This is a genomic window from Labrys miyagiensis, assembly GCF_030160835.1.
Taxonomy (GTDB): Bacteria; Pseudomonadota; Alphaproteobacteria; order Rhizobiales; family Labraceae; genus Labrys; species Labrys miyagiensis.
In genome coordinates this window covers 188,089-208,068 of the sequence record NZ_BSPC01000048.1, presented here as the reverse complement: position 1 = coordinate 208,068, position 19,980 = coordinate 188,089, and the positions used below count along the sequence as shown (strand labels likewise).

Genomic DNA, 19,980 nt, shown 5'->3' with positions numbered 1-19,980 from the left:
CGCCCTCCATGAGCGGAATCTACGAGGCCATTACCGCTTCTGAAGCCGAGGCGGCCGTGATGACCGCCTCGGTTGTCAAGGCGTCACCCTGAAGTTCGGCGATGATCCGGCCGCGGTTGAACACCAGCGCCCGGTGGCAGATATGGGCGATCTCCTCGAAATCCGTGGAGACCGCGATGACCGCAAGGCCCTGTTCGAGGGCGCGGGCGATCAGGCGGTAGATCTCCGCCTTGGCGCCGACATCGACGCCGGCCGTCGGGTCCTCCGCCACCAGCAGCTTGCGTCCGGTGGCGAGCCAGCGGCCGACCACCACCTTCTGCTGGTTGCCGCCGGACAAGCCTTCGATGGGCAGATCGGGATCGTTGGGGCGCAGGCCAACGGAGGCGCCGAGTTCGACAGCGCTCCGTGCTTCCCTGCGTGGCGAAAGGAAGGAGAGAAGGCCGCGACCGCTGGCACGTGGATTGAGGAAGGCGTTCTCGCGCACGCTGAGGGCCGGTGCCAGCGATTCCTCCATCCGGTCACGCGCCATCAGCCCGATGCCCGATTGCAGCGCCGCCCGGGGCGAAGAAAGATCCGGCCGCTTACCATCCAGGGTGATCTCGCCCTCATGCGGCACAACGCCGAACAACGCCCGGCCGATCTCCTCCTGGCCTGCACCGCGCAGGCCGACGAGGCCCAGCAACTCGCCCTGGCGGACCTCGAAGCTGATCGGGCCGGCACCGGCGGTCGAGACCTCCTTCACCGCGACGCGCAGGGGGCCGGCCTGCGCCGAGGCCTTCTTGAAGAGGTCGAGATTGGAGCGTCCGACGATCAGGCCGACAAGTTCATCCGGATTGGTCTCGGCGATCGGGCGCTCGCCGACCTTCAGCCCGTCCCGCATCACCACTACCCGGTCGGCGATGCGGAAGATCTCGTCGAGCCGATGGGAGACGTAGATCATGCCGACGCCACGCGCCTTGAGATGTCGGATGGCGTCGAACAGACGCTCGACCTCATCCGCCGGAAGGCTGGCGGTCGGCTCGTCCAATACGAGGAAATCGCATTCCACCACCAGCGCCCGCGCGATGGCGACGAGCGATTTCTCGGTGCGGCTGAGATTGTGCACGCGCGTGGTGGGGGCGATATCACAGCCGACCAGCTTGAGCGCCTCGCGCGCCTGCTCCTCCGCCGCACGCCAGTCGATCAGGCCGAGCTTGCCGGACCAGGCCTTGCCGGCAAAGCCCTGCGGTAGGCTCATGTTCTCGGCCACCGTCATCCATTCCACCAGGCCGAGATCCTGGTGGACGAAGGCGACGCTCTGGCGCTCGGCCCTGGCATGGGCGCGGTGACGATAGGGTTCGCCATCGATGCTGACGCTGCCGCTGTCAGCCCGGACGATACCGCCGAGAATCTTGATCAGGGTGGATTTGCCAGCGCCATTTTCGCCCAGCAGAGCGACGATCTCGCCACTGGCGACATCGAAGCTCACCCCCTTGAGAGCACGCGTGCCGCCGAAGGATTTGGCCAAGTCTTCAAACCGGAGCAATCCGGCGTCAGCCATCCCGTTACCTCCCGATCAGGTGGGATTAATCGTTTTATGTTGAATCTTGACCTGAGAAGCTTTGTCCCCGATTACGCGCGGCGTTGTCAAGAAGACTTCACAATGGTCGGAGGAATTGTCGGCCCGAGCACGTCCCGGACAGTCTCTATGAAGGCGCGCAGCTTCGGAGCCCGTGCGGTGCGCTGGGGATAATAGAGGAACAGCCCGGGCTCCTCGATGGCGTTTTCCGGCAGCAGCCAATGGAGGCGCCCCTCCTCCAGTTCACGGCGCACCAGGGGCTCGAAGACATAAGCGATGCCCGTCCCTGCCAGAGCGAGTTCTTTCGCATAGGTGGGATCGGTGACCCGCACGCTGCCACCGACGCTGACGGCGACATCCTCCCCCGCCTCCTGCAATTCCCAGGCATAGAGGCCGCCCGAGGTCAGGAGACGGAAGCCGATGCAGTTATGAGCGGCGAGATCGCCAATCGTCAGCGGCACGCCACGCGCCTCGACATAGGAGGGCGCGGCCACCAGCACGGCCTTGAAGGGCGGCGTAAGGCGGAGCGCCACCATGTCCTGCGCGATCATGCCGCCGAGGCGCACGCCGGCATCAAAGCCGCCCGCCACAATATCGGTGAGGCTGTCGTCGCTGAAGATCTCCACCACCAGCCCAGGATGGCGGCGGGCGAGTTCCGTCAGCACAGGTGTGATGGCGATTTGCAGGGCGACGCGCGGCACGTTGAGGCGGAGCACGCCGGTGACGCGGCCCCTCGCCGCGCGCAGCCGTTCCACCGCTTCCCCGATCTCAGTGAAGGCCGGGCCGATATCGGCGATGAAGGCCCGGCCTGCCTCCGTAAGGGCAACGCTGCGCGTGGTGCGGGCGAAGAGCGGCGTGTCCAACCTGTCCTCGACGGCGCGCACGGCGTGGCTGACGGCCGATGGGCTCATGCCGAGATCGGCCGCCGCGGGCGCGAACCCGCCGCAGCGGGCGACGGCCAGGACCACCGGCAGATGGATGAGGAGATCGCGATCCATTCATGCACCAAATCGCATAACCAATACGAACTGAGCGATCTTATCATCTTATGCAGGCGGTGCGATCTTCCCGTCATGTCCTCATGACCAAAGACGGAGCACGATCATGTCGTCCACCACCTGGTTCATCACCGGCGCCTCCTCCGGGTTCGGCCTCAGCTTCGCCCGCTACGCCCTCTCCAAGGGCTACAATGTCGTGGCGACCGCGCGAGATCCGGCGAAGCTCGCCGCATTGCAGGCCGAGGTTCCGGCGCAGGTTCTCACCACCGCCCTCGACGTCAACGACAAGGCCAGCATCGCGGCGGCAGTCGAGGCCGCAAAGGCCCGCTTCGGGCGCATCGACGTGCTGATCAACAATGCCGGCTACGGCATTGTGGGCGCGGTCGAGGAGACGCCGGACACCGAGCTGCGCGCCCTAATGGAAACCAACTTCTTCGGCGCGGTGGCGGTGACGCAGGCTGTCCTGCCTCTGCTGCGACGGCAGGGGAGCGGCACCATCGTCAATATCTCCAGCCTCGGCGGCCAGCTCTCCTATGGTGGCTATGGCGCCTATTCCGCCAGCAAATTCGCCCTGGAAGGCCTGTCCGAGGCCCTGGCGCTGGAGCTGGCTCCCTTCGGCGTCAAGGTGATGATCGTCGAGCCCGGCGCCTTCCGCACCGGCTTCGCCGGCAATGCGCTGCGCCACATGCCAGTACTGCCGCCCTATGAGGAAGGCCTGAAACCGGTGCGGGACTTCACCACCGGCATGCACGAGACCCAGCCCGGCGATCCCTTGAAGGCCGCAGCGGCCATCGACATGGCCCTAAGGGCGGAGAAGACGCCGCTGCGCCTCCAGCTTGGCGAGGACTCGGTCACCGCCGTGCGCAGTCACGCGGAAGCCCTGCTGGCCGATCTCGCGGCCTGGGAAAAGGTGGGCCTGGACACGCGGATCGATGGGTGATCGTTCCTCGCAGCCAGATGTCGCCAGACTTATGGCCTCTGAGCCCCTGCCCCAGAGGTCTGGCCGTTCGCCGTCGGAGTCCGTTATCGTCACTACCCTCGGCAGGTAAGATCCACACGGCACAATTTACAAAAGCTCCAAGAAGGAGACACGCCGCTGTCATCTGGTTGTCTAAAACTCCGCCCGATTCGAAACGGGAGAGCCACCATGCGCATCTTTGACAAACCCCTGTCCCGCCGCCGGTTCCTGGCCAGCAGCGCCACCACCGGTCTTCTGGGCGCCGCCGGCAGCTTCGCCATGCCGGGCCTCTCCCGCGCCGCCGACCGCCCCGTGGTCACCGGCGGCCTGCAGTCGGGCGACGTCTATGCCGGCCGGGCGGTGTTCTGGTCGCGCACCGACCGTCCATCCAATGCCATCTTCGAATGGTCGACCACCGAGAGCTTCAAGACGGTGAACCGCCTGCCGGCCGTCGCCGCCACGCCGGAGACCGACTACACCGCCAAGATCCTCGCCGAGGGCCTGCCGCTCGACCAGGAGATCTTCTATCGCGTCCGCTTCCAGAATCTCGCAGACGTCAATGTCGAGAGCGAGCTCGTGGCCGGCCATCTGCGCTCGGCGCCCGCTGGCCTGCGCGACGTGTCCTTCGTCTGGTCGGGCGACACGGTCGGCCAGGGCTGGGGCATCAATCCCGATGCCGGCGGCATGAAGATCTATGCCTCCATCCTCAGGCATGATCCCGACTTCTTCATCCATTCGGGCGACAACATCTATGCAGACGGCCCGCTCAAGACCGAAGTGAAGCTGCCCGACGGCACGATGTGGAAGAATATCGTCACGCCCGAGAAGTCGAAGGTCGCCGAAACGCTCGACGAGTTCCGCGGCCAGTACAAGTACAATCTCATGGATGCGAACTTCCAGTCGCTCTACAGGCAGGTGCCTGTTTTCACCCAGTGGGACGATCATGAGGTCATGAACAACTGGTCGTCCTCCAAGGACCTGTCGCATGACGACCGTTACAAGGAGAAGTCGATCGAGCTGATCGCCTCCCGCGCCGCCCAGGCCTTCCACGAATATATGCCTGTTGCCACCACCATGGCCGAGCCGCGCCGCGTCTATCGCAAGATCGCCTATGGACCGCTGCTCGACGTCTTCATGCTCGACATGCGCACCTATCGCGGCCCGAACAGCGACAATCTGCAGACCACTGAAGGGGGCGAAGCTGCCTTCCTTGGCGCCGAGCAGCTCGCCTGGCTCAGGCGCGAGCTTGCCAACTCCCGGGCGACCTGGAAGGTGATCGCCGCCGACATGCCGCTCTCGCTGGTGGTGTGGAACGATGCCGACAAGAAGAAGGGCTTCGAAGCCGTCTCGAACAACAATGGCGGCAAGCCCCTCGGCCGCGAGCTGGAATTCGCCGACTTGTTGCGCTTCATCAAGGCGGCGGGCGTGAAGAACACGGTGTGGCTGACGGCTGACGTCCACTACACCGCCGCCCATTACTACAATCCCGACAAGGCGGCCTTCCAGGACTTCGATCCGTTCTGGGAATTCGTCTCCGGCCCGCTCAACGCCGGCACTTTCGGGCCTAACGACCTCGACATGACCTTCGGCCCCGAGCTGAAATATGTGAAGGCGCCGGACGCCGGCCAGGCCAACCTCTCCCCGGCCGCCGGCCTGCAGTTCTTCGGCCACGTCGCCATCGCCGCTGACACCCGCGTGATGACCGTCACCCTGCGCGACGTCGCCGACACGGCGCTGTGGTCCGTCGATCTCGAGCCGAAACTGGGCTGAGATTGCGGAACTTTTCCTCGCCCCAGGATGGGGCGGGGGTCATGCCATGTCAAAAGGCGCGACTATCCTTCCCCGACTGCGGCTGTGGGATTCACACATCTCGACTTAGCAAGAAGAGGTGCGACTATCCTTCCCCGACTACGGGGAAGGTGGCCGAACGCAGTGAGGTCGGAAGGGGTAGAGTGGCGCTTCCATCCCTGAATCGGCCATGTCGCGTCGCTCTCCCCCTTCCGTCACTGCTTCGCAGCGCCACCTTCCCCGCAGTCGGGGAAGGATGAACTGAGCCTTCGCTTGCCAAGATCGAGCCCGTCAGCCAGACCTTAACCTACTCCTCGCCCTTTCCCTTCTCAGGCAGGTCGAAGCTCTGGCCGTTCACTGTGATCTTTCTGGCGACGAGATCGAACGCGACATCCCAGGCGAGGTGTCCGTCCGGCGTGCCCCTGGCCAGTCCCTTGAGAAAAGCCAGGATGAGCGCATAACCGGCGACATCCTCGGACTTAAGCTGGCTGATGTCCGCCGAGATCGCGTCATAGCCCGATGCCGAGAAGCTGCCGGTGCCCTGCATGCGCAGATTGATCGGCGCCCGCGCCTTGCCGATCACGGCGTAGTCCGGCGCCGTCACACTGGCATCGGCGCTGAAAACTGCCTTGCCGTCGATGAGGAGGTCCACCAGGGCGCTCTGCAATCCGGCATCGGAGGAGCCGGGATTGTCGAGCATGGTGTTGGCGATGCGTTCGAGATCGACACCGGTGACATCGAACCTCAATCCCAGCCCCGAGGGCAGGATGCCGGCGGGCAGCGACTTCCTGTTGGGGGCGAGGGCAAAGCCCGCGAGCGTGACATCCAGACTGTAATGGCCGTCCTTGACCATGCCGGAGAGAGCATGCCTCTCGCCATAATGGTCGAGCAGGACGGTGACACCGGTCGATTCGACGCGCACGGCGTCGTAGGCGGCTTCAACCTGGAGCCCGTTCCACACCGGCAGGATCGCCTTGAACCTGTCTCGCAGCTCGCTATCGGCCGCTTGCGCCTTCGCGACCGTGTCGAGGCTGAGGGCAAAGCGATAGAAATCGAAAAGCCCGGCATAGTGCACGGCATCGAGGTGGATGCCGTAATGGATATGTCCGACGGTGAAGCGACTGAAGTCCTTCGGATCGGGCGTATCCTTGTTGGGGACCACGGTAACGAGATCGGGCACATCGAAGGCCATATCGATATCGGAGGCCCCGTTTGCGGCCGGCTTGCCGCTCATATGGAACGAGATCTTGCCCGTATCCACCGAAAACGGTTCGCTCTCAAGCTGTCCCTTGAGGGCAATCCTGTCGCAACCCGCGTCCAGCGAAGCGAAATAGCGGGCTCTCGCATCGAAAACGCCATGGGCCTGGCAATTCTGGAGAGACTGCATGGAGCCTCCTCCCGCGTCGGAACCGGTGAAAGGATCGCCTTCGGATTTGAAGGCATAGGTGCCGTCAGCCTCCGGAACGACATGGAAGGTCATCTGAAGATCCGGGGCCGGGGGGTCGGGCTGCTTTGCGGCGATCCGGTTGCGATGAATTACGAAATCATAGCCATCGCCACGCGGTGCGATGGTGAGAATGCCCTTCTCGAAGATCTCCTGGCCGAAATACTGCTCGATTGATGCCTGCAGCTCACGCGCCCCTTCGGCTGTTCCCTCCGTTGCGCTCGCGGCCGGCGGGGCGGTCCATGACAGCGCCAGACCGCCCAGCACCAGCCCTAGGGCACCCGAAACAGCAGGCAGGCGAAACCGGCCGGGATCTGACATGCATCCCATCGACAAGATCGTCCTTCCGCAATGTCAGTCACCGATCATCAACTGTCCGCCCCCTGGGCACGGGCAGTGGTCAGGCGCCCCTTACTGCGGCTCCGGCAGCGCAAAGCCTTGGTCGTTGACCCAGACCTTGTTGGTGACCATGTCGTAGGAGACGTTCCAGATCATCTGCCCGTCCGGGCCGGTCTTGGCCAGCCCCTTGATGAAGGCAAGACCCATCAGGCCGTTCTGCATATCGGGATCGCCTGACTTTTTCAGCGCATCAACGACGGCGTCGAACCCGGTCGCGGATACCGCGATATGGGCTTGAGGCTCCGGATTGATCGACGCCTGGCCCTGCCCCTTGACCTTGTAGGCCTGCGCCGTCGCATTGAGGGAGAGATCGTAGCGCGGCTGGCCGCTGAAGAAGCGTGTGAGCAACGCCACGCCCGCCATCTTGCTGACGGGCGGGTCCTGCGTCAGGTCAAGGCCGCGGATGAGCGCATCGGCCATGCCGTCGAGGCCGGAGAAGGAGAGCTTGGTGTCGTAGCCCGCCTGGGAGGGAACGAGCACGCGCGCCCAGTCCGGCACCACCGCAGGCGGGATTTCCAGGCCTGAGTAGCTGAGGGAATCGGCATAGCGGGCGTCCTTGACCACGCCGGTCAGGGCCTGCTTCTCCTCGAAATGGGCGATCCTGGCGCTGCCGGTGGGCAGCTCGACCACGCCATCGTCGAGGCTAGCGTCACTGGCGAGATCCTCCCACAGCGGCAGGGCAGCCCGCAGCTTCGTCTTCAGTTCATCCTGTGGAAGCTCGAAGCGGTTGCGCGCCGCATTGTCGCGCACGAAGGTGATGAGGTCCGCCGCCGCGATCGTGCGCACGCCGGTGGCAGCCATCGCCTGGTGCAGGGCGCCGATCCGGAAGGTGATGGGGAGCGGCTCGCCGGGCGATTTCTTGTCGAGGAACTTGCCGTTCATGATCGCCAGTTTCACATCGGAGGTGAGATCGACACCGCCGGTCGCGCCGGCCTTGGCGGTGCCCTGCGAGGTCAGCTCTCCGCTCGTGAGATCGAGATCCCCGTCCGGCGCCCGCACCTTAAGGGCGGCGCTGGCGCATTTCGACGACAGGGTCGGGAAGGCCATCAGCTTGGGATCGAAGACACCCTTGCTGACGCAGTCCGCGAATTTCAGATCGAACTTCTGGTTTTGATCGGAGCCGGCTTCTGTCCACGACAGGGCGATCGGGCCGGGATCGGTGTTGACGGCCCAGGTGCCGTCAGGCTTCGGCGTCAGATGCACGACATAGCGATCGAGGCGCGTGAGGCCCTCCGACTCGGGCATGTCGAGCTTGCTGCTGTCGAAGGAAATGGCAAGGTCGTAGCTCTCGCCATGCGGCGCGATGGCGAGAAAACCCTTGGCGAAAGGTTCGATGCCGACATAGGCCTGAAGGGCTTCGGTGAGCTTGCGGGCGCCGTCGGCCGTCGCCGGTGCGGCCGAGGCCGGTGCGGCACAGGCCAATCCCAACAGGGCACCGAGGCCAAGGGAGGCTGTGAAGGCGCTAACCGCCCTGCCCTTGCAAAAGTGATATCCGCTCAAGATCGGCATGCATTCCCCCCGAAAATTGGCTGCCAGCCTCTTTCATAAGATCAGGGGCGAACAGGCAGATGACGCACCCCTATGGATTCATGAGAAGATCACCCGAGGCGATCTCCACCCTCTCGCCGACGATCGGCGCCTCGCCGCGCGCTACGCGCGCCAGGGCAGCCGGGTACAGCTTATGCTCGGCGCGCAGCACGCGGGCGCCAAGTTCAGCGGCCGTATCGCCGGCAAGGACGGGTACCGCAGCCTGGGCGATGATCGGCCCCTCGTCCATGCCCGGCGTAACATAATGTACCGTGCAGCCATGCAGCCGGACGCCCGCTTCCAGCGCTCGCTCATGCGTGGCCAGACCCGGAAAGGCCGGCAGCAAGGCGGGATGGATGTTGATCATACGGCCGGCCCAGCTTTCGACAAAGGCCGCCGTCATCAGCCGCATGAAGCCGGCGAGCACGACGAGATCGACGACATGGGCCTCCAGCCGCGCCTCGAGCGCCGCCTCGAAATCCGAGCGGCTGGCGAAGGCCTTATGGTCGATCGCCTCAGCGACGAGGCCCGCTTCGCGCGCACGCGTGAGGCCGGGGGCGCCGGGACGGTTGGAAATGACCGCAACGATTTCAGCCGGATAGGACGGGTCCTTCGCAGCCTCGATCAAGGCGGCCATGTTGGAGCCGCGCCCGGAAATCAGGATGGCGACCCGCTTGCGGCCCTTCATAGTGCGAGCCTGCCCCTGTAGGTGACGCGCTCGGCACCCTCCTGGCGCACCACCGTGCCCAGCCGCATCGGCGGCAGGCCGGCTTCGGCGAGGGCTTTCTCGACCGCCTCGGCATCGTCAGCCGCCGTGACCACGATCATGCCGACACCGCAATTGAAGGTGCGCAGCATCTCGCGCTCCTCGACGCCCCCGGCCCGCGACAGCCAGCCGAACACCGGTGGCGGCGTGATGGCGGCAAGGTCGATCGAGGCGCCGATACCCTCGGGCAGCACGCGCGGGATATTGTCGGGGAAACCGCCCCCGGTGATGTGGGCGAGCGCCTTGATGGCGCTGCCAGTGGCCTTGAGGGCCTGCAGAAGCGGCTTCACATAGATGCGTGTCGGCGTCAGCAGCGCCTCGCCAAGCGTCTTGCTTGTCGCGAAGGGCGCCGGCGCGTCCCAGGCCAAGCCCGAGAGCGAGACGATCTTGCGCACCAGCGAATAGCCGTTGGAATGCACGCCCGAGGAAGCCAGGCCCAGGATCACATCGCCTTCGGAGACACTGCCGCGCGGCAGGATGGCATCGCGCTCGACGGCACCGACGGCAAAGCCCGCAAGGTCATAGTCGCCATCCGCATACATGCCGGGCATCTCGGCCGTTTCGCCGCCGATCAAGGCGCAGCCGGCGTCCTTGCAGCCTTCGGCGATGCCCTTGACGATGGCGACCCCCTGCCCCGGCGCGAGTTTGCCAGTGGCGAAATAGTCGAGGAAGAACAGGGGCTCGGCGCCCTGCACCACAAGATCGTTGACCGACATCGCCACAAGGTCGATGCCCACCGTGTCGTGGATGCCGGTCTCGATTGCCACCTTGAGCTTGGTGCCGACGCCGTCATTGGCCGCCACCAGCACGGGATCCTTGAAGCCGCAGGCCTTGAGGTCGAACAGGCCGCCGAAGCCGCCGATCTCGGCATCGGCGCCGACACGGCGGGTCGCGCGCACCAGCGGCTTGATGGCATCGACCATGGCATTGCCGGCATCGATATCGACGCCGGCATCGGCATAGGTCAGCGAATTCTTCTGTGTCTTGCTCATCGTCCGGCTTTGCCCTGCTTCCGCTCGGCAATCAAGCCCAGATAGTGCTGAACCACAGTTGCACCCGCAATCGAGGTGATATCGGCATGATCATAGGCCGGGGCCACCTCGACAAGATCGCAGCCGACGATGTCGAGGAAGCCGAGGCGGCGCAGGATCATCAGTGCCTGGCGCGAGGACGGCCCGCCCGAGACGGGCGTACCGGTGCCGGGCGCGTAGGCCGGGTCGAGGCAATCGATATCGAAGGTGATGTAGGTCTTGGCATCGCCCACGCGCTCGCGAACCTCATTCACGATCTGATCGACCGTCAGGGTCTCCAGGTCCTCGCCATAGAGGATCTTGATGCCGCAATCGTCGGGCGCATGGGTGCGGATGCCGATCTGGATGGAGCGCTCGGGCAGGATGATGCCGTCCTTCACGGCGCGGCCGACGAAGGAACCGTGATCGATGCGGCCCTCGTCGTCATACCAGGTGTCCTGATGGGCATCGAAATGCACCAGCGCCATCGGCCCGTGCCTGGCGGCATGGGCCTTGAGCAGTGGCCAGGTGACATAGTGATCGCCGCCGATCGAACACAGCATGGTGCCGGTATCGATGACATCGCGGGCCTGTGCCTCGATGCAGGCCGGGATCTCGCTGTGGCGGGCATAATCGAAGGAGCAGTCACCGTAGTCGACCACAGCGAGATGCTCGAACGGGTCGGCGTGGAAGGGATATTGCGGATCGCCATCGAAGATCGCCGAGGCGCGGCGCACGCCCTGTGGTCCGAAGCGGGCGCCCGGCCGGTTGGAAACGGCGGCATCGAAGGGGATGCCCCAGACCGCCACGTCGATGCCCGTCAGGTCTCGCTGGAAGCGCCGGCGCATGAAGGAGAGTACGCCGCCATAGGTCGGCTCGGTAGCGCCGCCCAACACCTCCTTGCGGAAGACGGCGTTGTCGGTCGGGCGGGGGCGCAGCGGATCGGCGGTAGGGCCAGCCATGATGAACTCCGGAGTTGATGCTCAGGATTTACGGCGAACGGGTGACAAAGGAAATACCGTCTCAGCCAGGCGCGATCCTGGCTACCGAGTCCCGTACGATCAGGCTGGCGGCGAGCTCGATGCGCCGGGGCTCGGAGAGATCGCCGGCCATACGGGCGCGTAAGCGCTCGACGGCCTGGGCAGCCAGCGCCTCCACCGGCTGGCGCATGGTGGTGAGAGCGGGCCGGAAGGCGCTCGCCCAGGGGAAATCGTCGATGGCGGCCACCGAGATGTCCTTCGGCACCGACAGGCCGGCATCGTGCAGGCGCCGCATCACGCCGACCAGCATCTGGTTGTTCGCGATGAAAAGGGCGGTGGCCCACTGCGGCTTTTCGATGAGCGCGGCGACCGCGTCATAGGCCCCCTCCTCATGGAAGTCGGCATGGACGATGCTATCAGGCCGGAGCGGCACGCCGCGCGCCTCCAGCGCAGCCAGGAAACCGCGCGTGCGCTCGATGCTCGAAAGCCCCTGCCGCGGGCCGGCGACGGCGGCGATATGCCGGTGTCCGAGATCGATGAGATGCGATGTCGCTTCGAAGGCGGCGGCGAAATTGTCGATCACCACAGAGTCGACGCTTGCCCCGGGCGGCGCGCTGTCGACGAGCACGATCGGGGTGCCGCGGCCGATGGCGAAGACCTCGCGGTAATCCTGGATGTCGCCGGCCGGGCAGAGCACGATGCCGTCGACGCGCTGCATGCGCATCAAGGAGAGCATCTCCCGCTCACGTACGACGTCGAAGCCGGTGTCGCACAGCAGCATCGAATAGCCGTCCTGGCGCGTCAGCTGTTCGACGCCATGGACGAGGTTGGTGAAGAAGGGATTGGTGACATCCGGGATCACCAGGCCGACGAGACGGGAAGAGCCGCTCTTCAGGCTGCGGGCGATGCCATGCGGAGAATAGCCGAGCCTATCGACCGCCTCGCGCACCCGCGCCTGCAGCGCCTCGCTGACGAAGGCGGCGCCGCTGAGCGTCGCGGAGACGGTGGCCGTGGAAACGCCGGCAAGGCGGGCGACATCGCGAAGGGTCGGCATGAAGGCTCGAGGTCCGGAGGGCCGTAGCCGGCTGGCACGTGCCACATCGCCTATTGGCGAAGGTGGAATCACCCGCACCGATAATGGCCGCTAAACGTAGGAGGCACAAATCGCACCCAGTGCGAGAGTGCTCTGAACACAGGCTGAGAAGAGCGCAAACTGATCGAGTCGTCATCCCGGGCGACCAAAGGGAGACCCGGGATCCAAGAACACGGTTTTCTCAGGATCATGTTCTTGGATTCCGGCTCTTCGCTTCGCTGCGGCCGGAATGACGCGCCCCGCCATTCTCAAGCTTGAGTTCGGAGCCCTCGGTATAGCCAACTCAGCGCCACCAATGCCCATCCGTGCCGGCTCCGGCCTTGCGGGCGGAGCGCTGGGCGGCGGCGTTTTCCGGCAGGGGCTCGATATCCATCAGGAAGCGATGGGCCGGGTTCATGCGCTCATAGAGATCCTGCGTGAGATATTCGCGCTGGAGTAGTTGCTGCGGCAGGTCGCGGCGGGTGTAGGTGAGGTGCAGCACGCGCCGGCGCTCGCCGCTGCGGTTCACCGTGCCGCCATGCCACATCGAGGAGTTGACGATGATTACCGAACCCTTCGGCGCGGTGACGTGCACCTCGCCCGGATAGGGTGCAGCGAGGTCCTTCGGCGTGCGCGCCTCCTCTTCCGGCGTCAGCGGCGCAGGCTCCCAATCACCCTGATTGACATGCGGTACGTTGATCGGATGCCATCTGTGCGAACCCGGCACGATGCGGGTCGGCCCGTTATCCGCCTTCATGTCGTCGAAGGTGACGATGGCGTTCAGCACCCACCAATCGTCCGGGAAGATCTTGGGCACGTCGACATGCAGATCCTGATGGCCCTTGCCGGCCAGGGGATCGCGCAGATTGGCGCCATGCAGCTTGAACTCGCCGAGCAGATAATGGGAGGCTGCCAGCAGCGGCTTGATCTCCAGGCAACGATCATAGACGGCCGTCTTGTTGAAGAGATTGGAGACGCGCGGCGCACCGGGCTCGACATGCACCTCATACCCGCCCCGCTCGCCCTCCTTGCGATGGAGAGCGTCGAACTCCTCCGCCATTTCCCGGCACTCTTCGGGCGAGAATACGTCCGTGACGACGAAATAGCCGTTGTCGTCGAGGGAGCGCCTCTGCTCCTCGCTGAATTCCGCTCCGGTGACGCCGAGCTCGCGCAAAGCCTGCTTGGTATACATCCTTTTCCTCCAATCTGCGGTGATTGAATCACTCTTGGAATTTTGCAGAAGCATGGATTAAACGTTTAGCTAAACGTTTAGTTTCAAGGATATTAGCCGCGCTTGCCCTTGTGCGCAAGAAGGGTGGAAGAACCACTTTCGCAGTAAAGGACGCGCCAAACTTGGAGTGTCGATCCCGCCACTTCGGCTGTGCCGAAGGGCTAGAGATCGACAATCTTGGGAACGCTGCGTCCATACATCAAGGTAAGAGGGCGATCGGTGATCGCCCCTCCGCGTTCGCTGCATCCCACCCGCAACGCCAGCACCCATCAGGGACGGATCTGCGTCCTCACAGCCGCAACCCTCTCCGCCAACCCTTCCCCGAAGCGGCCGGCGACGCAGCCGTCGTCGAACAGATCGGCATAGCGTTCGCCGGAATCGCAGATCAGCGAGACGATGGAGCCCGCTTTCCCTGCCTCGATCATGCGGCGGCGCAGGGCCAGCACGCCGATGAAGTTGGTGCCCGTGGAGGGGCCGACTCGCCGTCCCAGCAGCCGCGAGAGCACCCGCATGGCGGCGATGGAATCGAGATCCTCGACCGGTATCATCTCGTCGACCACGTCACGGATGAAGGAGGGCTCGACGCGCGGGCGTCCGATGCCCTCGATGCGACTGCCGACGGCCGCGACCAGGCTGCGGTCGCCGCTGGCGTGGTAAGGCGTGAACACAGAATTCTCGGGATCCGCCACGGCGATCTTCGTGGCATGGCGGCGATAGCGCACGAAGCGGCCGAAGGTTGCCGAGGTGCCACCCGTGCCGGCCCCGACCACGATCCAGGCCGGGGTCGGCTGCCGTTCGCGCGCCATCTGGTTGAAGACGGACTCGGCGATATTGTTGTTGCCGCGCCAGTCCGTCGCCCGCTCTGCGAAGGTGAACTGGTCCATGAAATGGCCGTTGGTCTCGCGGGCAAGCTGGCGCGAGGCCTCGTAGACCGCATCGGCACTGTCGACCAGATGCAGCTGGCCGCCATAGAACTCGATCTGCGCCCGTTTTTCCGCGGAGGTGGAGCGTGGCACCACGGCGATGAAGGGCAGGCCGAGCAGGCGGGCGAATTAGGCCTCGCTGATCGCGGTCGAGCCGGAAGAGGCCTCGATGATGGTGGTGTCCTCATGCACCCAGCCATTGCACAGGGCGTAGAGGAAGAGGGAACGCGCCAGGCGGTGTTTCAGGCTGCCGCTGGGATGGGTGGTCTCGTCCTTGAAGAAGAGGTCGATCTCCCCGCCGATCGGCAGGCTGACGAGATGGGTGTCGGCGGAACGGGCGAAATCCGCCTCGATCCTGGAAATGGCGCCATCGAGCCAAGTGCGGGGCACGCGGTTTCTCCTTCTCAAGGGTCCCGCGCCTATACGGGAAAGCAGCGCTCGCCGCCACCCGAAGCGGGAGAAAAGAGGAACATCCCGCTTTTCCGCACGTTTTATGGTGGGACTGGCTCATGAGAGGAGGTTTTCATGGCCCACAAGACAGTAACCTATGCTCTTGCGCTTGCCACGATGCTGGCGGTGCCCGCCATCGCGCAAGCACAGCAGGCGAACCAACCGCAGACGATGCAGCAACCGCAGGCGACAGCTGCCCCGGCGGCTGCGACCTTCATCACCAAGGCAGACCCCGGCCAGTATCGGGCGAGCGAGCTAGTCGGCGTCAAGATCTATAATCCGCAGGATGAGAATATCGGCAAGGTCAATGAGTTGCTCGTCGACAAGAAGGGCTCGATCATCGGTGTGGTCATCGGTGTCGGCGGCTTCCTGGGCATCGGACAGAAAAACGTCGCCCTGCCCTACACGGCCATATCCTGGGTAGACACGCCACCGCCGCAGCCGAATCCGGCAGCCGCACCACCGGCTGGACCGACTGGTGGCGCGGGACCGACTACCCCAATGCCCGCTCCTGCCGCCGCACTTCAGAACGAGGTGCAGGATTATCCTTATCGAGGCCTGCTGGCGATGACCAAGGAGCAACTCCAGTCCGCCCCCGACTTCAAGTTCGCCTCGGAGGCCGCAAGCCAATAACGACTGATCTATCCAGAACCGGCTGCGGCTTTTCTGAGTGATATAGCGCCGCACAGTACCATCGAGAGAGGCCGGGATCCCTGTGGATCCCGGCCTTTCGTTTCCTTGAATGTCGCAGTTCGGAAAGAGTGTTCACCGGCCTGCCGCTGTTCTCCTTCGGCCGATGATGAAGCGGCAGAAAACAGCAAAAAATGCCACCTACATCTCTTGGATGAAACGATTGAGGGCTGAAAACGTTCCCGGGCAGAAGGGCACCGGAGGCATGATTGAGCAGGCCGGATGCCATCAAGGCGCTTACTTTCGCAGCGCGGCCCCTATAGGAAGATAGGCGGCGTTCGCACTTCGCCATCCGCAACAGGCAGGAAGCCTCCTCATGCAGAACCTCACCCCCGAGGGCCGCCGTCTCATGGACGAGATCGCCAGCCGCCACGCCATCAGCACGGAGGCCGTGCTCGTGCTTCTCGACGCGCTCGTCAGGGGGAACGGCACCCAGGCCCAGTTCAATCACCCCGATCTCGGCGGCATGGGGCAATGGTCGCAGGGTGGCATGATCATGGTCGGCGACATGTTCAACCAGGGCCTGAAATACCGCGTCGATGCGCTGTGCAATGAACTCGCCGCTCTCGTGCAGGGCCAGCCCTCCTTGTGGGCTGGGCCAAAGAGCCATCAGTCCCAAGGCCAGGGCGAGGCCGGCGTCAGCCTGTTCGTCGAGGGGAGAGCGGCAAGCGGCCAGTGGTGGCCGGCGGACCTCGGCCATCCCTCATCCTCAGGCGCCCAGAATGACATGCGCTATGCCTTCTTCCCCGATCATCGTCGGCTCGCCATTCTCGAGGGCGGCCACATTAGGGTCTACGACACCGGCAACCACAACCTGTATGGCTTTTCCCAGCAGCAGAGTGGCGATCAATCGCTGTCGTTCACAAGCCAGTTCGGCCTGGTGAAGGTCGCCGGGCTGCCGCTGGTCGAGCCGGAAGGCCAGCAGGCCGATACGAACAAGGCCCCGGATCCTTCGGCCCCCGCCGCGGCTCCGTTCCGGGCAACCGCGCTCGCGCCAGCCGCCGCGGACGAACCGCCATCATCGGCCACGGTTTCGGCACGGGCAGCGCCCTCCAGCATGGACGATATCCTGAGGACGATCGAAGGCCTGGCCGCTCTGCGGGAGAAGGGCATCCTCACCAATGAGGAATTCGCTACGAAGAAGATGGAATTGCTCAGCCGCCTTTGAGAGGCCTAAGGCGTATTGCGATTTGACGAGAGCGGCAAGAATCGCAAAACGCTTTAGTCGTCCTCGTCTGCGAAATCCCCACCCAACCGGAGGCCGTCCAGCCAGGTCTCGCCGTCCCGCTTGATGACGCGGTGGGGTGGCACGCCGGACAGGGCCTCGATTGCATCCGCCAGCGCCTTTGAATGCGTCACCAGCCAGATCTGGGCTCGCTGCGACGCCCGCGCGATCATGCCGGCGAGAGGTGCGAGCAGGTCGGGATGCAGGCTCGCCTCGGGTTCGTTGAGAGCGATGAAGGGCGGCAGGCGGGCGGAGAGGAGCGCACCGGCCAGTGCCAGGTAGCGCAGGGTGCCGTCGGAAAGTTCGTTCGCCTCGTAGACGCGTTTGGGGTTGTCGGGAAAGACCATGCCGAAGGATGCCATGCGGTCCGGCATCGGCACCACCAGCCGGGCGCCGGGAAAGGCTTCGTCGATGCATTCCTGCAGCGCTGCGGCATCGGCGCGGATATGCACCAGCGTGGCGAAGACGGCGGCAAGGTCATGGCCATCGGAAGCCAGGGTCGGCGTGGTCACGGCATGGCAGGGCTGGCGCATCGGCGAGTCCCGGTCAGTGCGCAGGCCGTGATAGAAGCGCCATTCCAGAAGGGTGCGGCGCACCGCAGCGATATCGGCCAGGCGATCGGCATCATGGAGGATCGCCAGGGCGGTCTCGGAAGCGAGCAGCGGCACGCCGAACGAACGGCGCTTGCCATCCAGGCCGAGGATGGTCACCCCTGGCCCCTTGCGCTCCAGGACCGTCCGCTCGCGCCCGCGATGGCTGAATTTGAGGGTCTCCACCTTGACCTGCGGCTCACCGAGAAATCCGGTCCCGAGGATCGTCCCGCCCGCCTGCTGCACCAGCCCCGCCTCGATGCGATAGCGATAACGCATGCTCTCGTTGATCAGCCCGACATCGAGATGAATGCGCGCCGGCTCGTTCTTCGGGCGCATCCCGGCCCACAGCGCCGCCGCGAGGCCCCCTTCACGCGCCAGCTCGTGGGCGAAGGAGCCCTGCGCGGCGGCCTGGATCAATTGCAGACCGCGATAGAGATTTGTCTTGCCGGCGCCATTGGCGCCGACGAACACGGTGAGATCGCCGACCTCGAAATGGATGGAGCGCAGGGAGCGGTAGCCCTTGAACCAGATATCGCGGACGGAAAAGGACATGGGCGCCTATCGGTGTGGAAACAGCTTGGCGAGTAGCCAATCCTGCCACCAGGCAGGATGATTCTCGTCCGCTCATCTTCACATGATGGTCGCAGCCCTCCCGGCCTCGTGCAATCGTTCAGCCTCTCAGGGGTGAGATGCACTGCGGCTGCGACTTCCGATCCTTCTTCGCATCCCCGACGAGCCGGGCTCGGAAGGCTGCGACGAGGCTGCGAAGCCAGCCCTGCTCCTCGCTGCGGACGGCCTCGGCAGGAACTCCCTCCGGCAATTCGGGTTGTTCCCACTGACGGCATTGGACGTTCTTGAAAAAATAGCTGGCGGGAATCATGGCCGGCTCCCTGTGTTAAAGGTATTGAATCGATTCAAAGAAAGTTGCTAAATAAACCCAACATCTGTGTTGGGCACATTATCTGCCTTTGAATCGATTCAAATCTAGAACGTGAAATCGTCGCTGTCAAGAAAATTGAATCGATCCAAAGCCAGGTCTATCGTGCCCCTGCAAGCGGCGGAGAACGGAATTTGGAGAAGGTCGTTCGTCTCGTGGATATCGCCAAGGCGGCCGGGGTCTCGCAGGGCACCGCCTCGAATGTCTTCAACCGGCCCCATCTGGTGCGCGATGAGGTGCGCGAACGTGTGAGAGACGTGGCGCGCTCCCTCGGCTATCGCGGTCCCGATCCCAAAGGCAGGCTGCTGCGGGCCGGCAAGGTCAACGCCATCGGGCTGGTGACGGCCGAGCCCCTCTCCTACTTCTTCGAGGACCCCTATGCGCGCGCCATGATGGCGGCGATCTCGCAGGCTTGCGACGCCCATAGCGCCGGCATCGCCCTGGTCTCGGCCATGAACGAGCAGAGACTCGCCTGGAATGTGCAGAGCGCCCTGGTCGACGGTTTCATTCTCTTCTGCATCGACGAGGGCCCGCGGCTGGTCGAGCTCACGCGCGAGCGGCAGCTGCCTTTCGTGGCATTGCATCTCGGCACCAAGGACGAAACGATCTCGGCTATCGGCGTCGACAATTTCGCCGGCGCCCGCCTGGCCGCCCGGCACCTGGCTGGCCTCGGCCACCGCAAATTCGCCATCCTCGCCACGCCCCTCACGGACGAGCATTACGGCTTCGTGACCCTGGCGGACGTTCAGGCCGGCATCTACTCGACCTCGCGCGACCGCGTGGCCGGCTATTTCGACGTGCTCGCGGGTTTCGGCGTCGACACGGCCGGCATTCCTGTCCTGGAGACGCAGAGCGAGCATGAGGAGGCCCTCCGCGAGGGTCTCGGACAGATCTTCGCAGCCGCCGATCCGCCCACGGCGCTGCTCTGCATGTCCGACCGCATCGCCTTCGCCGCCATCACCTGGCTGGCCGAGCGCGGACTGTCGGTGCCCGGCGATGTCTCGGTCATCGGCTTCGACGGCGTCGCCGAAGGCGCTCAGTTCCGGCCGCCCCTGACCACCATCGCCCAGCCGATCCACGACATGGGCCAACTCGCCGTCGAGATGATCCTTGGAGACAGTGGCGACATCCAGCGCCGGGAGTTCGAGACGGAGCTGGTGGTGCGGGAGTCGACGGCAGCGGCGAAGAAGTGATGGTGAGCAGAAAGCGTGTTTAAGCGCAAACGCTGCTCTGCTCTAACTCTTTGTTTCGACGCGTCTTTGCGATTCTTGCCGTCAAATCGCAAAACGCTTTAGGCAATACCCTTCGCGACCGAGACACTCGAACCAAGACAACACCCCGCCTAGCGTCCTTCTTCCGTCGATGACACAGGCGTTGGATTACGTTGAACAGAAAGACAACAAATATTGATTTTCTTTCGTTCCCATGCTC

General features: G+C 64.4%; 16 protein-coding genes and 1 pseudogene. 5 read left to right on the top strand and 12 right to left on the bottom strand.

Annotated features, from left to right (window positions below; all coding sequences use genetic code 11):
- Window positions 1-19: 19 nt before the first annotated feature.
- Together QQL24_RS22175 and QQL24_RS22170 are read right to left on the bottom strand one after the other, a co-directional pair.
- Window positions 20-1,540, bottom strand: a complete 1,521-nt coding sequence (locus QQL24_RS22175) for a sugar ABC transporter ATP-binding protein (RefSeq protein ID WP_284314473.1) — start codon at window positions 1,538-1,540, stop codon at window positions 20-22.
- A gap of 86 nt (window positions 1,541-1,626) precedes the next feature.
- A complete protein-coding gene (locus QQL24_RS22170; protein WP_284314472.1) occupies window positions 1,627-2,556 on the bottom strand; it encodes a LysR family transcriptional regulator in 930 nt (309 codons plus the stop codon).
- 106 nt (window positions 2,557-2,662) lie between these two features.
- Between QQL24_RS22170 and QQL24_RS22165 the strand changes: the two genes are divergently transcribed.
- Both QQL24_RS22165 and QQL24_RS22160 read left to right on the top strand, forming a co-directional pair.
- Window positions 2,663-3,496, top strand: coding sequence for an oxidoreductase (locus tag QQL24_RS22165; protein ID WP_284314471.1), 834 nt, complete (start codon window positions 2,663-2,665; stop codon window positions 3,494-3,496).
- A gap of 207 nt (window positions 3,497-3,703) precedes the next feature.
- Entirely contained in the window at window positions 3,704-5,284 is a 1,581-nt protein-coding gene (locus QQL24_RS22160) for an alkaline phosphatase D family protein (protein WP_284314470.1), read from the top strand.
- A 325-nt stretch (window positions 5,285-5,609) separates the two neighbouring features.
- On the opposite strand, the gene QQL24_RS22155 is transcribed toward QQL24_RS22160, so the two are convergent.
- From QQL24_RS22155 to QQL24_RS22120, 8 genes and pseudogenes are all read right to left on the bottom strand, one after another.
- On the bottom strand, window positions 5,610-7,067 hold the full coding sequence (locus tag QQL24_RS22155; RefSeq protein WP_284314469.1) for a hypothetical protein: 1,458 nt from the start codon (window positions 7,065-7,067) through the stop codon (window positions 5,610-5,612).
- Between the two features lie 90 nt (window positions 7,068-7,157).
- On the bottom strand, window positions 7,158-8,654 hold the full coding sequence (locus QQL24_RS22150) for a hypothetical protein (protein WP_284314468.1): 1,497 nt from the start codon (window positions 8,652-8,654) through the stop codon (window positions 7,158-7,160).
- Window positions 8,655-8,724: 70 nt separating this feature from the next.
- Complete coding sequence (gene purN / locus QQL24_RS22145; protein ID WP_284314467.1) at window positions 8,725-9,360, bottom strand: phosphoribosylglycinamide formyltransferase; 636 nt, start codon at window positions 9,358-9,360, stop codon at window positions 8,725-8,727.
- Complete coding sequence (purM, locus tag QQL24_RS22140; protein WP_284314466.1) at window positions 9,357-10,430, bottom strand: phosphoribosylformylglycinamidine cyclo-ligase; 1,074 nt, start codon at window positions 10,428-10,430, stop codon at window positions 9,357-9,359. Before purM ends, purN begins: the two co-directional genes overlap by 4 nt.
- Window positions 10,427-11,410 (bottom strand): agmatinase, encoded by a 984-nt coding sequence (gene speB, locus QQL24_RS22135; protein ID WP_284314465.1) that lies wholly within the window; start codon window positions 11,408-11,410, stop codon window positions 10,427-10,429. Before speB ends, purM begins: the two co-directional genes overlap by 4 nt.
- 61 nt (window positions 11,411-11,471) lie before the next feature.
- Window positions 11,472-12,482: a LacI family DNA-binding transcriptional regulator gene (locus QQL24_RS22130; protein WP_284314464.1), complete on the bottom strand. Its 1,011-nt coding sequence runs from the start codon at window positions 12,480-12,482 to the stop codon at window positions 11,472-11,474.
- Between the two features lie 322 nt (window positions 12,483-12,804).
- A complete protein-coding gene (locus QQL24_RS22125; protein WP_284314463.1) occupies window positions 12,805-13,692 on the bottom strand; it encodes a phytanoyl-CoA dioxygenase family protein in 888 nt (295 codons plus the stop codon).
- A gap of 308 nt (window positions 13,693-14,000) precedes the next feature.
- Window positions 14,001-15,044: pseudogene (locus tag QQL24_RS22120) on the bottom strand (PLP-dependent cysteine synthase family protein).
- 135 nt (window positions 15,045-15,179) lie between these two features.
- On the opposite strand from QQL24_RS22120, the gene QQL24_RS22115 reads away from it, so the two are divergent.
- Both QQL24_RS22115 and QQL24_RS22110 read left to right on the top strand, forming a co-directional pair.
- On the top strand, window positions 15,180-15,737 hold the full coding sequence (locus QQL24_RS22115) for a PRC-barrel domain-containing protein (RefSeq protein WP_284314462.1): 558 nt from the start codon (window positions 15,180-15,182) through the stop codon (window positions 15,735-15,737).
- A gap of 373 nt (window positions 15,738-16,110) precedes the next feature.
- Window positions 16,111-16,962 carry an SHOCT domain-containing protein gene (locus QQL24_RS22110; protein WP_284314461.1) on the top strand — a complete coding sequence of 284 codons (852 nt, stop codon included), beginning with the start codon at window positions 16,111-16,113 and terminating at the stop codon, window positions 16,960-16,962.
- A 53-nt stretch (window positions 16,963-17,015) separates the two neighbouring features.
- On the opposite strand, the gene QQL24_RS22105 is transcribed toward QQL24_RS22110, so the two are convergent.
- Window positions 17,016-18,164: an AAA family ATPase gene (locus QQL24_RS22105; protein ID WP_284314460.1), complete on the bottom strand. Its 1,149-nt coding sequence runs from the start codon at window positions 18,162-18,164 to the stop codon at window positions 17,016-17,018.
- 118 nt (window positions 18,165-18,282) lie between these two features.
- Entirely contained in the window at window positions 18,283-18,492 is a 210-nt protein-coding gene (locus tag QQL24_RS22100; protein ID WP_284314459.1) for a hypothetical protein, read from the bottom strand.
- Between the two features lie 191 nt (window positions 18,493-18,683).
- Here QQL24_RS22100 and QQL24_RS22095 point away from each other — a divergent pair, with 191 nt between their 5' ends.
- Window positions 18,684-19,742: a LacI family DNA-binding transcriptional regulator gene (locus QQL24_RS22095; protein WP_284314458.1), complete on the top strand. Its 1,059-nt coding sequence runs from the start codon at window positions 18,684-18,686 to the stop codon at window positions 19,740-19,742.
- Window positions 19,743-19,980: the final 238 nt, after the last annotated feature.